At 56.6% G+C, this 22,461-nt stretch carries 22 protein-coding genes; 7 read left to right on the plus strand and 15 right to left on the minus strand.

What is annotated here, in order from left to right; translation table 11 throughout:
• Positions 1–8: 8 nt before the first annotated feature.
• A complete protein-coding gene (locus SOM40_RS08605; protein WP_106992758.1) occupies positions 9–1,082 on the minus strand; it encodes an acyltransferase family protein in 1,074 nt (357 codons plus the stop codon).
• A 272-nt stretch (positions 1,083–1,354) separates the two neighbouring features.
• Here SOM40_RS08605 and lolC point away from each other — a divergent pair, with 272 nt between their 5' ends.
• The 5 genes from lolC to cobB are packed head-to-tail and all read left to right on the plus strand — an operon-like array spanning position 1,355 to position 6,295.
• Positions 1,355–2,554 carry a lipoprotein-releasing ABC transporter permease subunit LolC gene (lolC, locus tag SOM40_RS08610; RefSeq protein ID WP_166182161.1) on the plus strand — a complete coding sequence of 400 codons (1,200 nt, stop codon included), beginning with the start codon at positions 1,355–1,357 and terminating at the stop codon, positions 2,552–2,554.
• The gene (gene lolD, locus SOM40_RS08615) at positions 2,547–3,248 is read left to right on the plus strand and encodes a lipoprotein-releasing ABC transporter ATP-binding protein LolD (protein WP_106992760.1); all 702 of its coding nucleotides are present in this window, start codon (positions 2,547–2,549) and stop codon (positions 3,246–3,248) included. Before lolC ends, lolD begins: the two co-directional genes overlap by 8 nt.
• Positions 3,248–4,492 (plus strand): lipoprotein-releasing ABC transporter permease subunit LolE, encoded by a 1,245-nt coding sequence (lolE, locus tag SOM40_RS08620; protein WP_312078272.1) that lies wholly within the window; start codon positions 3,248–3,250, stop codon positions 4,490–4,492. The genes lolD and lolE overlap by 1 nt, the downstream gene beginning before the upstream one ends.
• Positions 4,493–4,546: 54 nt before the next feature.
• A complete protein-coding gene (nagK, locus tag SOM40_RS08625; protein ID WP_106992762.1) occupies positions 4,547–5,458 on the plus strand; it encodes an N-acetylglucosamine kinase in 912 nt (303 codons plus the stop codon).
• A gap of 15 nt (positions 5,459–5,473) precedes the next feature.
• Complete coding sequence (gene cobB, locus SOM40_RS08630; RefSeq protein ID WP_106992763.1) at positions 5,474–6,295, plus strand: Sir2 family NAD+-dependent deacetylase; 822 nt, start codon at positions 5,474–5,476, stop codon at positions 6,293–6,295.
• 93 nt (positions 6,296–6,388) lie between these two features.
• Here cobB and potD read toward each other — a convergent pair whose 3' ends face one another.
• Genes potD through potA form a run of 4 tightly spaced genes read right to left on the minus strand, consistent with a single transcriptional unit; the run spans position 6,389 to position 10,197 of the window.
• On the minus strand, positions 6,389–7,435 hold the full coding sequence (potD, locus tag SOM40_RS08635; RefSeq protein WP_166182164.1) for a spermidine/putrescine ABC transporter substrate-binding protein PotD: 1,047 nt from the start codon (positions 7,433–7,435) through the stop codon (positions 6,389–6,391).
• Positions 7,435–8,223, minus strand: coding sequence for a spermidine/putrescine ABC transporter permease PotC (gene potC / locus SOM40_RS08640; RefSeq protein ID WP_320457055.1), 789 nt, complete (start codon positions 8,221–8,223; stop codon positions 7,435–7,437). The genes potD and potC overlap by 1 nt, the downstream gene beginning before the upstream one ends.
• Positions 8,220–9,077 (minus strand): spermidine/putrescine ABC transporter permease PotB, encoded by an 858-nt coding sequence (gene potB, locus SOM40_RS08645; RefSeq protein WP_320457054.1) that lies wholly within the window; start codon positions 9,075–9,077, stop codon positions 8,220–8,222. The genes potC and potB overlap by 4 nt, the downstream gene beginning before the upstream one ends.
• Positions 9,061–10,197, minus strand: a complete 1,137-nt coding sequence (gene potA / locus SOM40_RS08650) for a spermidine/putrescine ABC transporter ATP-binding protein PotA (RefSeq protein WP_320457053.1) — start codon at positions 10,195–10,197, stop codon at positions 9,061–9,063. The genes potB and potA overlap by 17 nt, the downstream gene beginning before the upstream one ends.
• Before the next feature lie 248 nt (positions 10,198–10,445).
• Here potA and pepT point away from each other — a divergent pair, with 248 nt between their 5' ends.
• Entirely contained in the window at positions 10,446–11,672 is a 1,227-nt protein-coding gene (gene pepT / locus SOM40_RS08655) for a peptidase T (protein ID WP_225759059.1), read from the plus strand.
• Between the two features lie 93 nt (positions 11,673–11,765).
• On the opposite strand, the gene SOM40_RS08660 is transcribed toward pepT, so the two are convergent.
• From SOM40_RS08660 to rluE, 8 genes are all read right to left on the minus strand, one after another.
• Entirely contained in the window at positions 11,766–12,887 is a 1,122-nt protein-coding gene (locus SOM40_RS08660; protein ID WP_166182168.1) for a ribosomal protein uL16 3-hydroxylase, read from the minus strand.
• A 76-nt stretch (positions 12,888–12,963) separates the two neighbouring features.
• Positions 12,964–14,439 carry a two-component system sensor histidine kinase PhoQ gene (gene phoQ / locus SOM40_RS08665; protein ID WP_106992770.1) on the minus strand — a complete coding sequence of 492 codons (1,476 nt, stop codon included), beginning with the start codon at positions 14,437–14,439 and terminating at the stop codon, positions 12,964–12,966.
• Positions 14,440–15,111, minus strand: a complete 672-nt coding sequence (phoP, locus tag SOM40_RS08670) for a two-component system response regulator PhoP (protein WP_032617646.1) — start codon at positions 15,109–15,111, stop codon at positions 14,440–14,442.
• 124 nt (positions 15,112–15,235) lie between these two features.
• Positions 15,236–16,606: an adenylosuccinate lyase gene (gene purB / locus SOM40_RS08675; RefSeq protein WP_106992771.1), complete on the minus strand. Its 1,371-nt coding sequence runs from the start codon at positions 16,604–16,606 to the stop codon at positions 15,236–15,238.
• A gap of 19 nt (positions 16,607–16,625) precedes the next feature.
• Entirely contained in the window at positions 16,626–17,255 is a 630-nt protein-coding gene (hflD, locus tag SOM40_RS08680; protein ID WP_106992772.1) for a high frequency lysogenization protein HflD, read from the minus strand.
• Between the two features lie 27 nt (positions 17,256–17,282).
• Positions 17,283–18,392: a tRNA 2-thiouridine(34) synthase MnmA gene (gene mnmA, locus SOM40_RS08685; protein ID WP_146145499.1), complete on the minus strand. Its 1,110-nt coding sequence runs from the start codon at positions 18,390–18,392 to the stop codon at positions 17,283–17,285.
• A gap of 41 nt (positions 18,393–18,433) precedes the next feature.
• Positions 18,434–18,907 carry an NUDIX hydrolase gene (locus tag SOM40_RS08690; protein WP_320457052.1) on the minus strand — a complete coding sequence of 158 codons (474 nt, stop codon included), beginning with the start codon at positions 18,905–18,907 and terminating at the stop codon, positions 18,434–18,436.
• Positions 18,900–19,571 (minus strand): 23S rRNA pseudouridine(2457) synthase RluE, encoded by a 672-nt coding sequence (rluE, locus tag SOM40_RS08695; protein WP_106992775.1) that lies wholly within the window; start codon positions 19,569–19,571, stop codon positions 18,900–18,902. The genes SOM40_RS08690 and rluE overlap by 8 nt, the downstream gene beginning before the upstream one ends.
• A 117-nt stretch (positions 19,572–19,688) precedes the next feature.
• Here rluE and icd point away from each other — a divergent pair, with 117 nt between their 5' ends.
• A complete protein-coding gene (icd, locus tag SOM40_RS08700; RefSeq protein ID WP_106992776.1) occupies positions 19,689–20,939 on the plus strand; it encodes an NADP-dependent isocitrate dehydrogenase in 1,251 nt (416 codons plus the stop codon).
• A gap of 117 nt (positions 20,940–21,056) precedes the next feature.
• Here the strand turns inward: icd and SOM40_RS08705 are convergent, their stop codons facing one another.
• Both SOM40_RS08705 and SOM40_RS08710 read right to left on the minus strand, forming a co-directional pair.
• Positions 21,057–22,187 (minus strand): phage integrase Arm DNA-binding domain-containing protein, encoded by a 1,131-nt coding sequence (locus SOM40_RS08705; RefSeq protein WP_106992777.1) that lies wholly within the window; start codon positions 22,185–22,187, stop codon positions 21,057–21,059.
• Positions 22,168–22,413: an excisionase gene (locus tag SOM40_RS08710; RefSeq protein WP_106992778.1), complete on the minus strand. Its 246-nt coding sequence runs from the start codon at positions 22,411–22,413 to the stop codon at positions 22,168–22,170. Before SOM40_RS08710 ends, SOM40_RS08705 begins: the two co-directional genes overlap by 20 nt.
• Positions 22,414–22,461 lie beyond the last annotated feature (48 nt).

The raw sequence follows: 22,461 nt of genomic DNA on the forward strand, positions 1-22,461 counted from the left end.
CAGGGGCGCTAGCGCGTGGCCTGAGCCGGGGTCAGACGGGCAGGCGGCGTAAAGAAGAAATCCCCGGTCAGCGCAGTGGAGAGTTTACGCGCCCCCAGTCCTACCAGGGTGCAGACCAGCAGGCTGGCAAACGGGTAGATCAGCACCAGGGTCAGCTCTGCCCACACCGGCCAGGTTCCGCTGTTCAGCTGGTGGATCATAACCAGGCTGACCCCTTCGATCAGGATGCGGTGGGTGGTGTAGATGGCAATGGTGTTCGAGCCCACCACGTTCAGCAGGTTGTCAGGCCCCACGGTGAAACGCTGCTCAAGGCGGTAGAACAGGGCCATGATCAGCAGAATCGACAGCAGCGACAGCGGCAAGGGAACGCCCACGAACCACAGCACGACGGAGACCACCCCGAACGCCGCCACCGCCAGCGCGTCGCGGCGCCAAACCCGGGTCTGCATCCACGCCATCAGCTGCACCCCGTACCAGGCCCCGAGGCTGTAATAGATCATATTGCGCACCACGCTGTTCATCCCCCACCACGGCAGCGGCAGGAAGTTGATCGCAATGCTGACCAGGGCCAGCAGCCCGATGAGCGGCAGCTTCCAGCGGCTCAGCAGCTTGCAGAGAGTGAAATAGACCACCAGGGCGTAGAGATACCACAGGCTGGTGCTGGCGGTGAGCATCCCGGTGATAAAGCCGGTCAGCGAATCGGCATAGGCGGCGTTCGAGGCGGTATTCAGATCCCGCTCCGGTGCCAGCCAGGCATTGAGATGGGTTAGCGCCTGCCACTGCAATACGCCCCACAGCGCCAGCACCCAGATGATGCTCCAGAGCCGTTTGTCGAGGCAGGTTTTCCAGTCCACCTCATCAATATAGCGCCGGACCAGATACCCCGAAATAAAGAAGAACACCGGCATGCGGAACGGGGCGAGATAAAGATTGAACGTCACCCAGCATTTAGCGAGCAGCACCGAAAGCGGAGCGTGCAGCGCCTCAAGGTGGGGATAAAAGGTGATCACCGAGTGGTAGATCACCACCAGGCAGATGCACAGCCCTTTTATCTGGTTAATCCATAGTGCTTTTTGTTTCATCGCTTACCGGGTCCTCTGTTTTTAACGTCATCGAGCGGGTAAGTGTGTTGAGCGGCTGACAGGATGTAACGGGTAAGAGTCTGTAAGCGGATGATTTTCAGAAAAACTGCAAAGGACGCGGTATTGAAGGGAGGGGTCAGTCAGCGGGTACTGCCTTGATTTAACCTGTTTTTTCGGATAATTGATTAGCAAAGCTTCGGGTATCAGTCATTTACCCTTAGCGGATTCGCTTATATACTCGTGGGTCTGCTACCAGCAAACAGACGGATTTCATGTACCAACCTGTCGCACTATTCATAGGCTTACGTTATATGCGTGGGCGCGCCGCGGACCGTTTCGGTCGCTTTGTCTCCTGGCTTTCAACCATTGGCATCACGCTAGGCGTGATGGCGCTGGTGACGGTGTTATCCGTCATGAACGGCTTTGAGCGCGAGCTGCAAAACAATATTCTGGGGCTGATGCCGCAGGCCATCCTCTCATCCAGCAACGGGTCAGTGAATCCGCAGCAGCTGCCCGAAAGCGCCGTTAAGTTGCAGGGCGTGAGTCGCGTGGCGCCGATCACCTCCGGTGACGTGGTGCTGCAGAGCGCGCGCAGCGTGGCGGTCGGGGTGATGCTCGGCATCGACCCGGCACAAAAGGATCCCCTCACGCCATTCCTGGTTAACGTCAAGCAAAGCGATCTGGCTCCCGGTCAGTACAACGTGATTCTCGGCGAACAGCTTGCCGGCCAGCTCGGCGTTAACCGCGGCGATCAGCTGCGGGTGATGGTCCCTTCCGCCAGCCAGTTCACCCCGATGGGGCGTCTGCCAAGCCAGCGCCTGTTTAACGTTATCGGCACCTTCGCCGCTAACAGCGAAGTGGACGGCTACCAGATGCTGGTCAATATCCAGGACGCGTCGCGCCTGATGCGCTACCCGCTCGGCAATATCACCGGCTGGCGTTTGTGGCTCAACGAGCCGCTGAAGGTGGATGTCCTGAGCCAGCAAACCCTGCCGGAAGGCACCAAGTGGCAGGACTGGCGCGAACGTAAGGGCGAGCTGTTCCAGGCCGTACGCATGGAAAAGAACATGATGGGCCTGCTGCTGAGCCTGATCGTGGCGGTTGCCGCGTTTAACATTATTACCTCCCTGGGCCTGATGGTGATGGAGAAGCAGGGCGAAGTGGCGATCCTGCAAACCCAGGGCCTGACGCCGCGGCAGATCATGGCAGTGTTTATGGTCCAGGGCGCCAGCGCCGGGATTGTCGGCGCGCTGCTCGGGGCGGTGCTCGGCACCTTGCTCGCCAGCCAGCTGAACAATCTGATGCCGATCATTGGCGCGTTGCTTGACGGCGCGGCGCTGCCGGTAGCCATTGAGCCGCTGCAGGTGGTGGGTATCGCCCTGGTGGCGATGGTCATTGCCTTACTCTCCACGCTTTATCCTTCATGGCGCGCTGCCGCCACCCAACCCGCTGAGGCTTTACGTTATGAATAAGATCCTGTTGCAATGCGACAACCTGTGCAAACGCTATCAGGAAGGCACGGTGCAGACGGACGTCCTGCACAATGTCAGCTTCAGCGTCGGGGAAGGGGAGATGATGGCTATCGTCGGCACCTCCGGCTCCGGGAAAAGTACCTTACTGCACCTGCTCGGCGGGCTGGATACGCCGACCTCCGGGGATGTGATCTTCTCTGGCACGCCGCTGAGTTCGATGTCCTCAAGCGCCAAGGCCGATCTGCGTAACCGCTCCCTGGGCTTTATCTACCAGTTCCACCACCTGCTGCCGGACTTTACGGCGCTGGAAAACGTGGCGATGCCGCTGCTGATCGGCAAAAAGAAACCGGCTGAAATTAACGCCCGTGCCAGCGATATGCTGAAAGCGGTGGGTCTCGGCCATCGCGGTAATCATCGCCCATCCGAACTCTCCGGCGGCGAGCGTCAGCGTGTGGCGATTGCCCGTGCGCTGGTCAACAACCCGCGCCTGGTGCTGGCGGATGAACCGACCGGCAACCTCGACGCCCGTAACGCCGACAGCATCTTCCAGCTCCTCGGGGAGCTGAACGCCTCTCAGGGCACCGCGTTTCTGGTGGTGACCCACGACCTGCAGCTGGCGAAACGCATGTCCCGCCAGCTGGAGATGCGTGACGGTCACCTGAATACCGAGCTGACGCTGATGGGAGCGGATTGATGGCTTCACCGTTATCGTTACTCATCGGCCTGCGTTTTAGCCGCGGTCGTCGTCGCGGCGGCATGGTGTCGCTGATCTCTGTTATCTCCACTATCGGTATTGCACTGGGGGTGGCGGTGCTGATCGTCGGCCTCAGCGCCATGAACGGCTTTGAGCGTGAGCTGAATAACCGCATTCTGGCGGTGGTGCCGCACGGTGAAATTGAGCCGGTGAACCAGCCGTGGAATAACTGGACCGACGCGCTGAATAAAGTGGAAAAGGTGCCGGGCATTGCCGCCGCTGCGCCATACATCAACTTTACCGGGCTGGTGGAGAGCGGGGCGAACCTGCGCGCCATCCAGGTGAAAGGCGTTAATCCCCGTCAGGAAGAGAAACTCAGCGCGCTGCCGCAGTTTATTCAGAAGGATGCCTGGGCCAACTTTAAAGCCGGGGATCAGCAGATCATTATCGGCAAGGGCGTGGCTGATGCGCTGAAAGTGAAGCGGGGCGACTGGGTGTCGATCATGATCCCCAACGCCAGCGCCGATCATAAGCTGCAGCAGCCGAAGCGCGTGCGTCTGCACGTGACCGGTATTCTGCAGCTCAGTGGCCAGCTGGATCACAGCTTTGCCATGGTGCCGCTGGAAGATGCGCGTCAGTATCTCGATATGGGCAGCAGCGTCAGCGGGATCGCCCTTAAGGTTAACGACGTCTTTAACGCCAACAAGCTGGTACGCGACGCCGGGGAAGTGACCGACAGCTATGTCTACATCAAGAGCTGGATCGGCACCTACGGCTATATGTACCGTGATATCCAGATGATCCGCGCCATCATGTATCTGGCGATGGTGCTGGTGATCGGCGTGGCCTGCTTCAACATCGTCTCCACCCTGGTGATGGCGGTAAAAGACAAGAGTGGCGACATCGCGGTGCTGCGTACCCTCGGGGCAAAAGACGGTCTTATTCGTGCCATTTTCGTCTGGTATGGTCTGCTGGCCGGGCTGTTTGGCAGCCTGTGCGGCGTAGTCATCGGCGTGGTGGTGTCGCTACAGCTGACACCGATTATCAACGGCATCGAATCCCTTATTGGCCATCAGTTCCTGTCGGGCGATATCTATTTTATTGACTTCCTGCCATCGGAATTACACTGGCTGGACGTTTTTTATGTGCTGGTTACAGCACTTTTACTGAGTCTGCTGGCAAGCTGGTATCCGGCGCGTCGCGCAAGCCGAATCGACCCGGCGAGGGTGCTAAGTGGCCAGTAATTACGTCATGGTATAGCGGTCGTAAGGCCGCTATATCAGAAAGAGGAATGCACTATGTATTACGGATTTGATATTGGCGGCACCAAAATTGCGCTGGGCGTATTTGATACCCACCTGAAATTGCAGTGGGAAACCCGGGTCCCCACTCCGCGCGAAAGCTACGATGAATTCTTAACCGCCATTGCCGCGCTGGTGGCTCAGGCCGATGAACGCTTCGGCGTGAAGGGCTCGGTGGGCATTGGCATTCCGGGGATGCCGGAAACCGACGACGGCACGCTGTATGCCGCCAACGTCCCCGCTGCCAGCGGTAAGCCGCTGCGCGCCGACCTGACCAGACTCCTCGAACGCGACGTGCGCCTCGATAACGACGCCAACTGTTTTGCCCTCTCCGAAGCCTGGGATGACGAGTTCCAGCAGTATCCGCTGGTGATGGGGTTGATCCTCGGCACCGGCGTCGGTGGCGGGATCGTTGTTGACGGCAAACCGGTTACCGGGCGCAGCTATATCACCGGTGAGTTCGGCCATATTCGTCTGCCGGTGGATGCCCTGGAGGTGGTCGGACGCGATTTCCCGCTCCTTCGCTGCGGCTGCGGCCAGCACGGCTGCATTGAGAATTACCTCTCGGGCGGCGGATTTGCGTGGCTTTATGAACACTTCTATCATCAAAAACGACAGGCGCCAGAAATCATTACGCTGTGGGAGCAGGGTGATGAACAGGCCATTGAGCACGTGGAACGCTATCTCGATCTGCTTGCCGTGTGTCTGGGCAACATCCTGACCATTGTCGATCCTGACCTGCTGGTGATCGGCGGGGGATTATCGAACTTTACGGCCATCGCCGAGCGGTTATCCGGTCGGTTGCCGCGTCATCTGTTGCCGGTCGCCCGCGTGCCGCGCATTGAGCGCGCACGCCATGGCGACGCCGGGGGGATGCGCGGTGCCGCGTTCCTCCATCTCACCCGCTAGTCATACGAGGTTACTATGCTGTCGCGCCGGTCACATCGACTCAGCCGTTTTCGTAAAAACAAACGCCGCTTGCGTGAACGCTTACGCCAGCGAATTTTCTTTCAGGATGGGGCGCTGCCAGAATTGATGGAAAAGCCAAGAGTGTTAGTCCTGACCGGGGCGGGGATCTCCGCCGAGTCGGGCATTCGAACCTTCCGCGCTACCGACGGGTTGTGGGAAGAGCATCGCGTAGAAGATGTGGCGACGCCGGAAGGCTTCGCCCGGAATCCGCAGCTGGTGCAGGAGTTCTACAACGCCCGTCGCCGTCAGCTGCAGTCGCCGGAGATAGCCCCTAACGCGGCCCATCTGGCGCTGGCCAGGCTGGAAGAGGCGCTGGGGGATCGTTTTCTGCTGGTGACCCAGAACATCGACAACCTGCACGAGCGCGCAGGCAACAAGAACGTGATCCATATGCACGGCGAACTGCTGAAGGTGCGCTGTTCCGGCAGCGGGCAGGTATTCAACTGGCCGGGCGATGTCACTCTCGATGATAAATGCCACTGCTGCCAGTTCCCGTCTCCGCTGCGTCCGCACGTGGTCTGGTTCGGCGAAATGCCGCTGGGAATGGATGAGATCTACAGCGCCCTGGCGATGGCGGATGTGTTTATCGCCATTGGCACCTCCGGGCATGTCTATCCGGCGGCGGGATTCGTCCACGAGGCGAAGCTGCACGGGGCGCACACGGTGGAGCTGAACCTTGAGCCGAGCCAGGTAGGCAGCGAGTTTGAAGAGAAAACCTACGGACTGGCGAGCGAAGTGGTGCCGGAGTTTGTGGATAAACTTTTGAAAGGTTTGTAGAAAAAATGCCGGGCGGCACTGCGTTTGCCCGGCCTACGGTTTACGCCGTCGTAGGCCCGGTAAGCGAAGCGCCACCGGGCGTTGTTGTCGGACTTAACGACCTGCCTTCAACTTCTGGTAATACTCTTCATACAGGCGGCTGGCGTCGCCCACGTCGTTCTGCCACTCGCCTTTGCTGACGGTTGCCGCATCCGGGTAGAGCGACTTGTCGTTCGCTACCTCCGGGCTCAGCAGTTTGCGGGCGGCCAGATTTGGCGTCGGATAGCCGATAGTTTCCGCCACCTGTTTTGCCACATCCGGGCGCAGCAGGAAGTTAATCAGCTGCATTGCACCCTCCACATTTTTGGCATTGGCCGGAATTGACAGGCTGTCCATCCAGAAGATCCCACCCTCCTCAGGCCACACCACTTCCAGCGGCGTACCGGCCTGGCGCGCCACGTACGCCGAACCGTTCCACACCATCCCCACGTTTACTTCCCCTTCCATATACGGGTTAGCCGGGTTATCGGAGTTGAACGCCGCGACGTTTGGCATCAGCTTTTGCAGCTCGTGATACGCCGCTTCAATCTCTTTCGGATCGGTGGTGTTGCCGGAGTAGCCCAGCTTACGCAGCGCTACCTGGAACACTTCGCGCGCGTCGTCGGTCAGCAGCAGTCCACCTTTGTATTCCGGCTTCCACAGATCCGCCCAGCGGGTCACCGCTTTAGGATCCATTGCCTCGGTATTGATCCCGATCGCCGTCGCGCCCCAGATGTAAGGAATAGAGTAATCGTTATTGGGGTCAAACGGCTTGTTGAGCATCTCCGGATCGAGGTTTGAAAAATTGGTTAGCTTCGATTTGTCGATCTTCTGGATCATCCCCTCTTTGCGCATCTTGTCGACAAAATAGGTCGACGGGACCACCAGATCGTAGGCGCCATCTTTATAGGTTTTGAGCTTGGCGTACATGGTTTCATTCGACTCGTAGGTGGAATAGATAACCTTGATGCCCGTCTCTTTGGTGAACTGCTCCAGCAGGCCCGGCGGCACATACTCGGTCCAGTTGTAGAAGTAGAGCGTTTTACTGTCGTCCGCGTGCGCAGCGCCCATACCCATTGCGAGAGCGCCTGCCGCGAGCAGGTGGCGTGACCATTTTTTCATTAATACGTCCCCTGAGATTTTGTTTTATCACGAGCAATAAGCTGGCTGGCGATCACCAGAACCAGCGATAACATCAACAGAATGGTCGCCAGCGCGTTCACCTCTGGTGAGACGCCGACTTTCACCATTGAATAGATCTTCAACGGCAGAATTTCATAGCTCGGGCCGGTGACAAACGACGACACCACCACGTCATCCATCGACAGGGTAAAGCTGAGCAGCCATCCTCCGGCCACGGCGGGCATCGCCAGCGGCAGGATAATTTTGCGCAGGATGATCATCTCGCTGGCACCCAGATCTTTTGCCGCTTCCAGCATCCGCACATCAAAGCCCTTCAGACGGGAGTAGACCGTCACCACTACAAACGGCAGGCAGAAGGTGATGTGCGAGAACAGCAGCGACCAGAAGCCCAGTTGTACCCCCAGCAGCATAAACAGCACCAGCAGCGAAATGGCCATCACGATGTCCGGGGACATCATCACCACAAACAGCATCCCGCTGACGAAGGGCTTGCCGCGAAAACGGTAGCGGTAGAGCGCCACCGCGGTCAGAGAGCCAATCAGGGTGGCGAAGGTGGCCGAGAAGATGGCCATCGTCAGCGAGTGTTGCGCCGCCTGTAGCAGGCTGTCGTTATTCATCAGCAGGCTGTACCACTGGGTGGTGAACCCCTGCCAGTTGATGCCAAAGCGCGAGCTGTTGAATGAATTGACGATCAAAATAATGATCGGAATGTAGAGATACGCATAGATGGCGGTCATAAAACCGCCGCGAAGCAGTCGACCAATCATCCGAGTTCACCCTTATTGTTAAGCAAGCGCGAGGCACGCCAGTAGACCAGCAGCATCAGGCCCATCACCACCGTCAGGGTGATGCTGGTCGCCGAGCCGAACGGCCAGTCGCGAATGTTCAGGAACTGGCTCTTGATGACGTTACCGATCAGCAGGTTCTTTGCGCCGCCCATCAGGTCGGAGACGTAGAACAGCCCCATCGCCGGCAGCATCACCAGCAGACAGCCAGCAATGATCCCCGGCATGGTCAGCGGGATGATGATGCGGATAAAGGTCTGCAGCTTGCTGGCACCCAGATCTCGCGCCGCTTCCAGCAGGGGTTTATCCAGCTTCTCGATGCTGGAGTAGAGCGGCATGACCATAAACGGCAGCAGGATATAGACCAGCCCGACGATCACCGCCCCGGGTGTAAACATAATGCGGATCGGGGTGTCTATCACCCCGATCCACAGCAGAAACGCGTTCAGGTAGCCTTTGGTGCTGAGGAAAATCTTCAGGCCGTAGATGCGGATCAGGGAGTTGGTCCAGAAGGGCACAATCAGCAGAAACAGCAGCAGCGGACGCACCTTCGACGGCAGCTTCGCCAGAAACCAGGCGAAAGGGTAGCCGAGCACCAGACAGGCGACGGTGGCGATCAGCGCCATATTGAGCGAATGGAGTAGCACCTGGAAATAGAGCGGATCGAGCAGGCGCGCATAGTTATCCAGCGTAAAGACCAGCGAGACGAAATGGGCATCGTCGCGGGTCAAAAAGCTGGTGGCAATGATCATCAGGTTGGGTAAAAAGACAAATAACACAAGCCAACCGACGATAGTGGCGATCACCACATTCTGGAACTTACTTGTGTTCTTCATCAGCCAGCACAACCTCCCAGCTCTCTACCCAGTTAATGACCATTTTCTGATTGAGCGAGTGGTCGAAGTCAGGATCGTCCTCGTTAAAGAACTCGCTGACGATCACCAGTTTGCCGTTTTCCAGTTCGACCACCGATTCGAGCGTCATCCCTTTGTAGTTGCGCTCGCGGATATAGCCGATCAACCCTTCTGCTTCGGTCTCGTCGTGGATCTCATCGACGCGCAGATCTTCCGGGCGCAACAAGACGTTGAGCTGCTGTCCTGGCTCCACGGTAAAGTTAACGAAGATATTGCAGGCGCGGCCTTCGACGTTAGCTAACACCCGCTGGTCATCGAGGCGTTCAATAACCGTAGCACTGAAGATATTGATTTCGCCAATAAAGCTGGCGACAAACAGGTTTTTTGGCTCTTCGTAGATTTCACGCGGGGTGCCGTCCTGCTCGATTTTGCCGTCGCGCATCACCACGATGCGATCGGACATGGTCAGAGCCTCTTCCTGATCGTGGGTGACGAACACAAAGGTGATCCCGAGCTTACGCTGCAGCGCCTTTAACTCGTTCTGCATCTGCTTGCGCAGCTTGTAATCCAGCGCGGACAGGGACTCATCCAGCAGCAGCAGGCGCGGCTTATTGACCACCGCGCGGGCGATGGCGACGCGCTGCTGCTGTCCACCTGACAGCTGGTGCGGCTTACGCTGGGCGAACGTCTCCAGCTGCACCATGCGCAGGGCATCGGTGACGCGGGGCGTGATCTCACTGGCCGGGGTTTTTTGCATCCGCAGGCCAAAGGCGACGTTTTCGAAAACCGTCATGTGCGGGAAAAGGGCGTAGCTTTGAAAGACGGTATTGACGTGTCGGTGTTCAGCAGGAACCTGCGTGATATCCTGATCTTCAAGATGAATATGGCCGTGATCGACGTTTTCCAGCCCGGCGATAAGGCGAAGCACTGTCGTTTTACCGCAGCCCGATGGGCCAAGCAGCGTAAGAAATTCGCCGTTGTTGATAGTCAAATCGAGGTCGGAAATGACGGTTTTTCCGTCAAAGCTTTTACCAATTCCGGCCAGTTGCACCAACGGTGACAGTGAAGCTGGTTGTGTATTCAATTTTTGATTCAGTCCCATATCGACGCTGCAAATGCTTATCGCAGCGGGGTTTGTGGTTAGCCACCTTGGTAATACGTAATGAGGGCGGACATTCTACGGGAATACGCTGTAATCGCCAATCCTTGTTACCCATTGATAAGCTACATTTATTATCGAAAGCGGCGAAAAACGGAAATATTCTCGTTTACGGGATAAAAGTGACCTGACGCAATATTTGGGTTTTGATGCTTACTGATAATGTTGTCACGAAAAGTGAGGGTGACTGCATGGATAAATTACTTGAGCGTTTTTTACAGTACGTATCGCTGGATACCCAATCTAAACCGGGTGTCCGTCAGGTACCGAGCACCGAAGGACAATGGAAACTGTTACAGCTGTTAAAGACGCAACTGGAAGAGTTGGGGCTGGTCAACGTCACGTTAAGTGAAAAAGGGACGGTGATGGGGACGCTCCCCGCCAGTGTGAGCGGCGATATTCCGGCCATTGGTTTTATTTCCCATGTTGATACCTCACCGGATTTTAGCGGTAAAAACGTCAATCCGCAGATTGTTGAGAACTATCGCGGCGGCGACATTGCGCTGGGTGTGGGCGACGAAATATTGTCCCCGGTGATGTTCCCGGTGTTACACCAGCTGCTCGGCCAGACGCTGATCACCACCGATGGCAAAACGCTGCTCGGGGCCGATGATAAAGCCGGGGTGGCAGAGATCATGACCGCGCTGGCGGTACTGAAGCACAACAAGGTGCCGCACGGGGATATCCGCGTCGCCTTTACCCCGGATGAAGAGGTGGGCAAAGGGGCGAAGCATTTCGACGTTGAGGCGTTCGATGCCCGCTGGGCCTATACCGTTGACGGCGGCGGCGTGGGTGAGCTGGAGTTCGAAAACTTCAATGCGGCGTCGGTGAATATCCGCATCGTCGGCAACAACGTCCACCCGGGCACGGCGAAAGGGGTGATGGTGAATGCACTGTCGCTGGCGGCGCGCATTCATGCCGAGGTTCCGGCAGACGAGAGCCCGGAAAAGACCGAAGGCTATGAGGGCTTCTATCACCTCACCAGCATCAAAGGGACGGTTGATCGGGCGGACATGCACTACATCATCCGCGACTTTAACCGCGACGGGTTTGAGGCGCGTAAACGCAAAATGATGGATATCGCCAAAAAGGTGGGCAAAGGGCTGCACCCGGATTGCTACATTGAGCTGATCATTGAAGACAGCTATTACAATATGCATGAAAAGGTGATCGAGCATCCGTACATTCTGGAGGTAGCGCAGCAGGCGATGCGCGAATGCGGTATCGAACCGCAGCTAAAACCGATCCGTGGCGGCACCGACGGCGCCCAGCTCTCCTTTATGGGATTGCCGTGCCCGAATCTGTTTACCGGTGGCTACAACTACCACGGCAAGCACGAGTTCGTGACGCTCGAGGGAATGGAGAAAGCGGTGCAGGTGATCGTACGGATTGCGGAGCTCACCGCGAAGCAGAAGTAGTGGTTTGAAGCCCGGTAAGCGAAGCGCCACCGGGCATTGTCACGCATGCGTTGTAGGCCGGGCAAACGCAGTGCCGCCCGGCAATAAAGCGACTCAATCCTCGAAGAACCAGTATCCGCTGTTGACCAGTGCCGCCAGCATAGCGAGGAAGGAAGGATCTTCCAGCGCATCACCGAACAGCGCGGCGGTCAGCACCGTATGGCTGGCCAGTGCTTCCAGCGCCGGACGGTGCGGGGAGTCCAGCTGCTCGCCGTTGACATACACCTCTTCGCCAATGCGCAACACGCGTAACCCACCCAGTCGCGCCAGCTTGTCACCCTGCTGCAGCGCATCGTAAATCTCATCCGGCTGATACGGCGGCTCCGGCAGGGAGACGTCCAGCTCGTGGCGGGACTGGCTGATAAACTCCCCGAACCACTGGTTGAAATGCTGCGGCTGGTTGATCATTTCCAGCATCATCCCGCGCAGCTTATCCAACTCCTCGGGCAGGATATCGGCCGGGTGCTCGCGGGCTGGTACGTCCGGATCGCTAAAGCGATGGCTGCCCAGCTCGCGCTGCAGAACGTAATCGGCAAATCCGCTGATCATCTCGCGGCCGCTTGGGGCGCGGAAGCCCACTGAATAGTTCATCGAGTTCTCAAGGGAATAACCCTCGTGCGGGAAGCCCGGCGGGATGTAGAGAATATCCCCCGGCTCCAGCTCTTCGTCGATGATGCCGACGAAAGGATCTACCTGCAGCAGGTCAGGGTGCGGGCAGTGCTGCTTCATCGGCACCTTCTCACCTACGCGCCAGCGGCGGCGACCGGTACCCTGAATGATAAACACGTCGTACTGATCCAGATGCGGGCCAACGCCGCCGCCCGGCACGGAGAAGGAGATCATCAGATCGTCCATCCGCCAGTCGGGCAGGGCGCGGAACGGTTGCATCAGGGCTGCGGCGGGCTGGTGCCAGTGATTGACCGCCTGCACCAGCAGGGACCAGTTGCTCTCGCCCAGGTGATCGAAGCTTTCAAACGGGCCGTGGCTGACCTGCCATTTTCCCTCGTTATGGCTGACGAGGCGGCTGTCGACTTCGCTCTCCATGGCCAGGCCAGCCAGCTCATCGGGAGAGATCGGATCGACGAAATTGGTGATGCCGCGTTTCAGAACTACCGGGCGTTTCTGCCAGTAGCGTTCGATAAAGTCGGGCCAGTTAAGGGCTAATTGATAATCCATATTTATATTCCGCAGGCTTTTACTGACTCGGATTATAACGGAAGCTCAGCGCCTGCGTGTGAGAATCACGCTTTTTTCACCCGGACGCTTTACTCTCGTCGCTTGTCAGATGCTGGCGGGCAAAAATTGCCTCCATGCGCGCGCCACCCAGCAGACTGTCGCCAGTGTCGATCCGGCCGTCGTACTGCTCAACAATATCGCGCGCAACCGACAGGCCAACCCCCTGACCGGGGCGTAAGGTGTCGGCACGCTGCCCGCGATCGAACACCTGGTCACGCTTGCCCTGCGGGATCCCCGGGCCGTCGTCCTCAACGATAATATGCAGCTCATTTTCACCCTGGCGGGCGGAGACTTCGACGAACTCCAGGCAGTATTTACAGGCGTTATCGAGCAGATTGCCCATCACTTCCATAAAGTCGTTCTTTTCACCGACGAAACTGATTTCCGGCGAGATATCGAGGGTGATGTTCACCCCTTTGCGCTGATAAACCTTATTCAGGGCCGAGGTCAGGCTGTCCAGCAGCGGGGCGACGGGGTGCAGCTCCCGGCTCAGCAGGGTGCTGCCGGTTCGCATGCTGGCTCGGTGCAGGTAGTATCCGATCTGCTGGGAGATACGGCTGATCTGCTCCAGCATCACCGGCTCTGCCTCATCGGCGCTCAGTTTCGCGCTGCGCAGGGATCGCATCGTGCTTTGCATCACCGCCAGCGGCGTTTTCAGGCTGTGCGTCAGATCCGTCAGGGTGGTGCGGTATTTGTCGTAACGTTCACGCTCGCTTTTCAGCAGCCGGTTCAGGTTGCGCACCAGACTGGTAAGCTCCCGGGTGGTGTTGGGGTCGAGTTTCTCGCGATGATGCTCTTCCAGCTCACGCACCTCTTTCGCCAGCGACTCGATGGGCCGCAGGCTCCACCAGGCGGCCAGCCACAGGAGGGGGATCACCAGCAGCAGGTTGGCGGCCAGCACATACACGAACCAGTTCCACACCGTATAAGAGCGTTTCAACTCCACCGGAATGGTATCGATGACCACAATGGTCAGCTGCGGCATCTGCATGGTGGCGGGGTAGATATTGACCGCCACCGAGTGGGTCAACTCGCTGTCGTCGTCGTCCTCGCGGATCTCGGCCAGCTCTTTCTGCATGTTCCGGTCGTTACCCACCAGCAGGCTGGTGGCATCCACATCCGCTTCCAGCTCGTGAAAACCGTTGGATTTTAACCACTCCGGGCGAATAGTTTTTATCAGCCAGGGGACATCGCGCTGGGCCCACAGCAGCTTGCCTTTCTCATCGTAAATCAGCGACATGGTCGGGCTCTGGCGATCCAGATGCTCTGGCATATCGATGGTGATCTTATTGTCTTCCCATTTTGCGAGGGTATAGAACAGATTGCTCTCCCCGCGCAGCAGCCGGAAGGTGGTTTTGTCGAAGCTGACGCTGTAGCCCACCAGCGCCACCATCCCGTAGGCCAGCGAGAGCACCAGCACCACCACCGCCGTGGCCAGCAGAAAACGAAACCGCAGCGATAGAGGCAGAAAGTGACGAAAGAGTTTTTTCATTTAGCGTAATTCGAACAGATAGCCCTGACCGCGCACGGTGGTAATGACATCCTCCGGATACTGCGCCTGAATTTTCTTGCGCAGACGCCCCATCAGCACATCAATGGTATGGCTTTCGCGCAGTTCGGCATCGGGGTAGAGCTGGAGCATCAGGGAATCTTTGCTCACTACTTTGCCGCTGTTGCGGATCAACGTTTCCATGATGGTGTATTCAAAAGCGGTGAGCTTGATCACCTCATCATGAATGGCCAGTTCGCGGCGGGAGAGATCCACCTGAAACGGTGGAATGGAGATCACCTGTGACGCCAGGCCGCTGTTGCGGCGCATCAACGCCTGCATGCGGGCGGCGACCTCTTCGATATGGAACGGTTTGGTGACGTAGTCATCCGCGCCGGCGCTCAGCACTTCAACCTTATCCTGCCAGCCTTCGCGGGCGGTCAGGACCAGCACCGGCAGGGAGACATCGTGGCTGCGCCAGCGGCGGATCAGCGACAGGCCATCTTCATCAGGCAGACCGAGATCAACGATGGCGATATCGGGCAGATGTTCATTGAGATAGTAGTCGGCTTCTTTGGCATCTTCGGCATCGTCCACCTGATGCCCCATTTCCTGAAGCTGAACCTTCAGGTGATGGCGTAGCAACGCATTATCCTCAACAACCAGTACGCGCATCATCGCTTCTCCCTAATATGAATGGTCTGAATAGTTTAAGCTGATTATGTTGCGACAGGGATAAACATTTCGTAAACCGGAGGGGAGGGAACCCTCTTTCCGGGCGGAAAGAGGGTAAAAAGCGTTATTTCAGCTCATCAACCATCGCAATGGCGCGGCCGATGTAGTTGGCCGGGGTCATCGCTTTCAGGCGGGTTTTCTCGTCTTCTGGCAGTTCCAGACCGTCGATAAACTGCTTCATGCCTTCGGCGTCAACGCGCTTGCCGCGGGTCAGTTCTTTCAGTTTTTCGTACGGCTTTTCGATGCCATAGCGGCGCATCACGGTCTGGATCGGCTCCGCCAGCACTTCCCAGTTGTGATCCAGTTCGTCGAGCAGGCGCTCGCGGTTCACTTCCAGCTTGCTCACACCCTTCAGGGTAGACTGATACGCAATCAGCGCATAGCCAATGCCCACGCCGAGGTTACGCAGCACGGTGGAGTCGGTCAGGTCGCGCTGCCAGCGGGATACCGGCAGTTTGCTGGCCATGTGTTGCAGCATAGCGTTGGCCAGACCCAGGTTGCCTTCGGAGTTTTCGAAGTCGATTGGGTTAACCTTGTGCGGCATGGTGGAAGAACCGATTTCACCGGCGATGGTCTTCTGCTTGAAGTGGTTCAGGGCGATGTAGCCCCATACATCACGGTCGAAGTCGATCAGGATAGTGTTGAAGCGCGCGATGCAGTCAAACAGCTCGGCGATGTAGTCGTGCGGCTCGATCTGCGTGGTGTACGGGTTCCACTGGATGCCCAGAGAAGTAACAAATTCTTCGCTGAACTGGTGCCAGTCCACTTCCGGGTAGGCGACGATGTGGGCGTTATAGTTACCGACCGCACCGTTGATTTTGCCGAGGATCTCCACCTGCTCCAGCTGGCGGTACTGACGCTCCATACGGTAGGCGACGTTAGCCATCTCTTTGCCGATGGTGGACGGGGTGGCTGGCTGACCATGGGTACGGGAGAGCAGCGGGATATCGCGATACTCCACCGCCAGGGCTTTCACCGCGTCGATGATTTTGCGCCAGTACGGCAGAACCACTTCCTCACGCGCGGTAGAGAGCATCAGCGCGTGGGAGAGGTTGTTAATATCTTCAGAGGTACAGGCAAAGTGAATAAATTCAGATACCGCGTGCAGCGCCGGGACGCTGGCCACTTTCTCTTTCAGGAAATATTCAACCGCTTTCACGTCGTGGTTGGTGGTGCGCTCGATGGTTTTAATACGTGCGGCGTCTTCTTCGTTGAATTCCGCAACGATTTTATCAAGGTAATCGTTTGCCTGGCTGTCAAAAGCAGGAACTTCCGCGATCGCTGCCTGCGCGGCCAGCTTTTGCAGCCAGCGTACTTCAACCTGGACACGGAATTTCAGCAGACCATATTCGCTGAAGATCCCGCGCAGCGCGCTGACTTTATCGCCGTAGCGTCCATCGACAGGGGAAACGGCGGTCAGTGAGGATAATTCCATAGTTCGCAACTCCGGGAGGTTAACAATGAGCAAGAATTTGTTTTGCCTGAGTCGTCAGGCGATTACGATAAAACATTAACTGCAGGCGGCCACCGCCGACCTGTTGCCACAGCACTGCGGCACGAATACCGGCCAGCAGCGAGGCACGCACTTTGGCCTGTACCTGCGGGCTTTGCAGGACGGCAGGGGATCCGGTGACCTGGATCCGCGGCCCCAGTGGACTGATAACATCCACATAAATACCGGCCATGGCGCTGAGTAACGTTTCTGACTGCAAATCAAAATGATCGAGCTGACGCTGAAGACCTGCAATACGATCGCCCAGGGTATCCATCGCCCCTTTGGCAGCGTTCAGTTTGCGCTCCAGCACCATCATGCTGAGGGTGTAACGCGTCAGTTCCGCATTCAGCCCCTGACGGTTGCTGGCATTTAACACACCGAGTAAGGTTTCCAGACCGAGGCGAAGATTCGCTTCGCTACCACCAAAGACGCCGAGAGTTGAACTGGGGTTCAGATCCACGACGCTGTTTAGCGAAACGTGCAGCGCGTCAGCATCGCAATGACCCTGATGCGCCAGCTGTTGCACCAGACGGGCAGACTGGCAAATTCCCGCCAGCGCCAGGGTGATGTCATAAAAGTTCTTCGCCACACTGGCTCCTTTCTGTGTGTAATCGCATTAAACCGCAGTCAGCGGCAGGCGTTGTTCGATAATACCGCCGCCGAGGCAGATCTCACCGCTGTAGAAGACGGCAGACTGGCCCGGGGTTACGGCAGAAACCGGCTCGTCAAAACGCACGTCAATGCGTTCGTCGTCCAGCGCGGTAATAGTGCAGGGAATATCGGTCTGACGATAACGGGTTTTCACCGTGCAGCGCAGCGTGCCTTTCAGCGGCTGGCGATCGACCCAGTGCAGCTGTTGAGCAATCAGGCCGATGGACATCAGACGCGGATGGTCATGGCCCTGGGCCACAATCAGAATGTTATTTTCTACGTCTTTATCGACGACGTACCACGGATCTTCGCTACCCTCTTTGGTGCCGCCGATCCCCAGCCCTTTGCGCTGGCCTAAGGTGTGGTACATCAATCCCTGGTGCTCGCCAATCACGTCGCCATCCACGGTGACGATTTTGCCCGGCTGGGCAGGCAGATAGCGGCCGAGGAATTCACGGAATTTACGCTCACCGATAAAGCAGATACCGGTAGAGTCTTTTTTCTTGGCGGTGATCAGATCCAGCTCTTCAGCGATTTTACGCACTTCCGGTTTTTCCAGCTCGCCCACCGGGAACAGGCTTTGGGCAATCTGTTCGTGGCCGAGGGTATAGAGGAAGTAGCTCTGATCTTTGTTGCCGTCAAGACCGCGCAGCAGCTGGCTTTTGCCGTCGACATCGGCACGGCGCACGTAGTGGCCGGTCGCAATGTAGTCAGCACCCAGATCTTCAGCAGCGAATTCGAGGAAGGCTTTGAATTTGATCTCTTTGTTGCAGAGGATGTCCGGGTTCGGCGTACGGCCGGCTTTGTATTCAGCCAGGAAATGCTCGAACACGTTATCCCAGTACTCTGCCGCAAAGTTGACGGTGTGCAGTTCAATGCCGAGCTTGTCGCAGACCGCCTGTGCATCAGCCAGATCTTCAGCCGCGGTACAGTATTCCTCGCCATCGTCCTCTTCCCAGTTCTTCATGAACAGGCCTTCAACCTTATAGCCCTGTTGCAGCAACAGCCAGGCAGAGACGGAAGAATCGACGCCGCCGGACATGCCGACGATCACTTTTTTTTGGCTTTCAGACATTGGAATACTCACGACATTGAACTTCAAGGCGGCGTATTCTATCACGCGCCCCCGGCATTGACACCCTCTGTAAACGGCCAGTTAAATTCGCCAATCGTCTCCAGCGGCAGACGATTGCCGGTGAGGTAGCAGCGAATACTCTCCGCAACCAGCGGCGAACGCAGATTGGTGGCGGTCAGGATCGTGTCGGCATCCACCCACAGGCAGCGATCGATATCGCTGTCGTGCGGCTCAGTGGCGCACATTTCGCTAAGCTCGATGGCAAACAGGAAGCGCAAAAATGGGGTCTTATCCGGGGCGATCCACTGATGTAAGCGGATGAAGTGCTGCGGTTCGGCATGAATACCGGTCTCTTCCCACAGTTCACGACGCGCGGCCTGAACCAGCGTCTCGTCAGCTTCAAGGTGGCCCGCAGGCTGATTCCACAGCGCGTTACCCTTGATGGTCTCTTCCACCACTAAAAATTTGCCCTCGGCGTGGACAATCGTGGCCACCGTAACGTGCGGCTTAAACATGATGTTCTCCTTGTTCGGTAACGTCCCGCCACTCACCGTTGGCGAGGCTATCCAGCGTGTAACTGCCCATCGCGTAGCGAATCAGACGTAATGTCGGATGCCCGACATGGGCCGTCATGCGACGCACCTGGCGGTTGCGGCCTTCATACAGGGTGACTTTTATCCACGAAACGGGAATCGATTTGCGTTCACGGATGGGGGGATTGCGCGGCCAGAGCCACTCAGGCTCGCTCACTAGCTCAATGCCCGCGGGCAGGGTAGGACCGTCATTCAGCGTGACGCCGTTACGCAATGCGGCCAGCGCGTCGTCATCCGGAATGCCCTCAACCTGCACGTAGTAGATTTTGCCGGTGCGTTTCCCGGGCTGGGTGAGCCTGGCCTGTAGCTCGCCGTCGTTGGTGAGTACCATCAGCCCTTCGCTGTCGCGATCGAGTCGGCCTGCGGCATAAACCCCCTGAATGGGGATGTAATCCTTCAACGTAGTGCGCCCGGCTTCGTCGGTAAACTGCGGCAGCACATCGTAGGGTTTATTGAACACTATGACGCGTGTCGCCTCGCGCGGTTTGCGCGGCCTGGCGGCTTGTCGTGTGCTGAATCGTTCAACCCGGTGATTTCTAAAAGAAGTTTTCTGCATGGTATTTTCAGACGTTATCAATTGCCGCATTATAGCCTAATAACGAATGCCTTTCATGGCGCCAGACATTCAGGTACTATCGAAGGGCTCATTACAAATTATTAACATAAGATCAGTAACAACCAGAAGCGCCCGAAGGAGAGGTTAATGGAAAGCAAAGTAGTAGTTCCGGCGGAAGGTAAAAAGATCACCCTGCAAGACGGCAAGCTGAACGTCCCACACAATCCGATTATCCCGTTCATCGAAGGTGACGGTATCGGTGTTGACGTAACCCCAGCAATGCTGAAAGTGGTGGATGCCGCTGTTGAGAAAGCCTATAAAGGCGAGCGTAAAATTTCCTGGATGGAAATTTACACCGGTGAAAAATCTACCCACGTTTACGGCCAGGACGTCTGGCTGCCAGCTGAGACGCTGGATCTGATCCGTGACTACCGCGTTGCCATCAAAGGCCCACTGACCACGCCAGTCGGTGGCGGTATTCGCTCCCTGAACGTTGCTCTGCGTCAGGAACTCGACCTGTACGTCTGCCTGCGCCCGGTGCGTTACTACCAGGGCACCCCAAGCCCGGTTAAACATCCTGAGCTGACCGACATGGTTATCTTCCGTGAGAACTCCGAAGATATCTACGCGGGCATCGAGTGGAAAGCTGACTCTGCCGACGCAGAGAAAGTGATCAAATTCCTGCGCGATGAGATGGGCGTGAAGAAAATTCGCTTCCCTGAACATTGCGGTATCGGTATCAAGCCATGCTCCGAAGACGGCACCAAGCGCCTGGTTCGTGCAGCGATTGAATACGCGATCACCAACGACCGTGACTCTGTGACTATCGTTCACAAAGGCAACATCATGAAGTTCACCGAAGGCGCGTTCAAAGACTGGGGTTACCAGTTGGCGGCGGAAGAGTTCGGTGGCTCACCGATCGACGGCGGCCCGTGGCAGAAGATCAAGAACCCGAACACCGGCAAAGAGATCATCATTAAAGATGTGATCGCCGATGCGTTCCTGCAGCAGATCCTGCTGCGTCCGGCTGAGTACGACGTTATCGCCTGTATGAACCTGAACGGTGACTACATCTCCGACGCCCTGGCGGCGCAGGTTGGCGGTATCGGTATCGCACCAGGCGCCAACATCGGTGACGAGTGCGCCCTGTTCGAAGCAACCCACGGTACAGCGCCTAAGTACGCTGGTCAGGATAAAGTGAACCCAGGTTCCATCATCCTGTCCGCAGAAATGATGCTGCGTCACATGGAATGGTTCGAAGCCGCAGACCTGATCGTGAAAGGTATGGAAGGCGCGATTAACGCCAAAACCGTAACCTACGATTTCGAACGTCTGATGGAAGGCGCTAAGCTGCTGAAATGTTCAGAGTTTGGTGACGCGATCATCGAAAACATGTAATCCAGATTCTGGGTTATATGCGAACGGGAGCCTTATGGTTCCCGTTTTTTATTATTAGCTTTCGAACGGTTATCAAAAGTTTATCAAAACAAGTTATCAAAACCCCACCCCAAAATCCTATATCGCGATTGTCGTCCAATCCTTCCCACGGTCATCATGATAGCCATCAGTCTGCTGCTGGGACCTATGCCCAAGAAGCTCTTTCGTGTTCACACCCTGCGCTTTATATAATCTTTCCGCTAAAGAACGCTGCTCGTGAAAAGTAGACGGCGTCTTGCCTTCTTCCAGTGGTATCTCTGCTTTGTCACGGGCCTTGCTGAAATTAGTTGTCAGCGTATTGGATCTAACCTGCGAGCCACGTTCCGCTTGAGAGGTGGCTCTGAAAAAATGAACCAGATAAGGACTGACGGCATAATCCCTGCAACGAGAAATTATATCCCGCAAACTCCAGTTTATTGCGTTGAGACGAAGCGATAGAGGGATGGCAATTTTGCTCCCTGTCTTTTCCTGAAGTACGTGCAGGTGATCATCCCAGACATCGCTAAACTTCATATTGGAAATATCACCGAGGCGCTGGCCCGTCACCAATGCCAGCAGCATTGCATTCCCCATATATTGATGGGTGCTGTCTGCAATATCGAAAATCCGCTGCCATTCCTCCAGGCTAAGGCGCTGGCGGGTGATTTTTCGGCGGGGTTTTTTGGTCGCTGAGGCAGGATCGTAACCCGGAGGAACCTCACCCGCATGCTGCGCTTCTTTAAAAATATCAACTAAGACCGTCCGAACTACTTGGGCCATTCGCGGCTGGCCGGCTGTGACATACTCATCGAGCAATTGGGCAATATCCCGGACATCCACTGATGGCAGCAACTTCATTCCGACACGTTCTCGCAATAACGAAACCGGTTTGTTTTTCTGTTTGAACGTGTTCAGTTTGATATCGCCAGTAGCCAGACGCTCTTCCTGAATTTTCCAGTATCGGTCGAGCCATGTTGATACCGTGATCGCCTTACCTTTACTGGTGGCGATCCTGTCGCTGATCGCCAGAATTTGCCGGGTCCTCTGTTCTGCCAGGCGCTCGTTTGCTTCCGTGGCGATCGCTACAGCTTCGGCCTCATCAGTGCCTAACGCATGGAATTTGCCAGTGATTGGATGTTTGTAACGCCAGTAAACCTTATTCACCTTCCTGCTGTAGAGGGGGTAAAGGTTCGGAACAGATACATTGTTTTTACGTGGTCTGGCAGCCATCGTTCAAAATCCTTTGCAGCAATATGGAGTCGTTCTTCTTAACTACCGGCGCGGTCAGTTCACCTACCAGTTCAGCATCTTCACGAACACGCCATAAGCGGCCCTGCTTCATTGCTGGTGGAGAGAACTGATTCTGTTTTGCATATCGTCGAAGTGTCGACAAGCTTGGAGGGTTGCTTCTGTATTTTTCAGCGGCCCACTCTTCAAGAGTTAACATCTGGATCATATGCTTTACCTCATAATGGCCCAGAAACGGGCCATTGGCTGAAAAACT

The organism is Leclercia sp. CFBP8987, assembly GCF_034044995.2.
Lineage (GTDB): Bacteria > Pseudomonadota > Gammaproteobacteria > Enterobacterales > Enterobacteriaceae > Enterobacter > Enterobacter tamurae.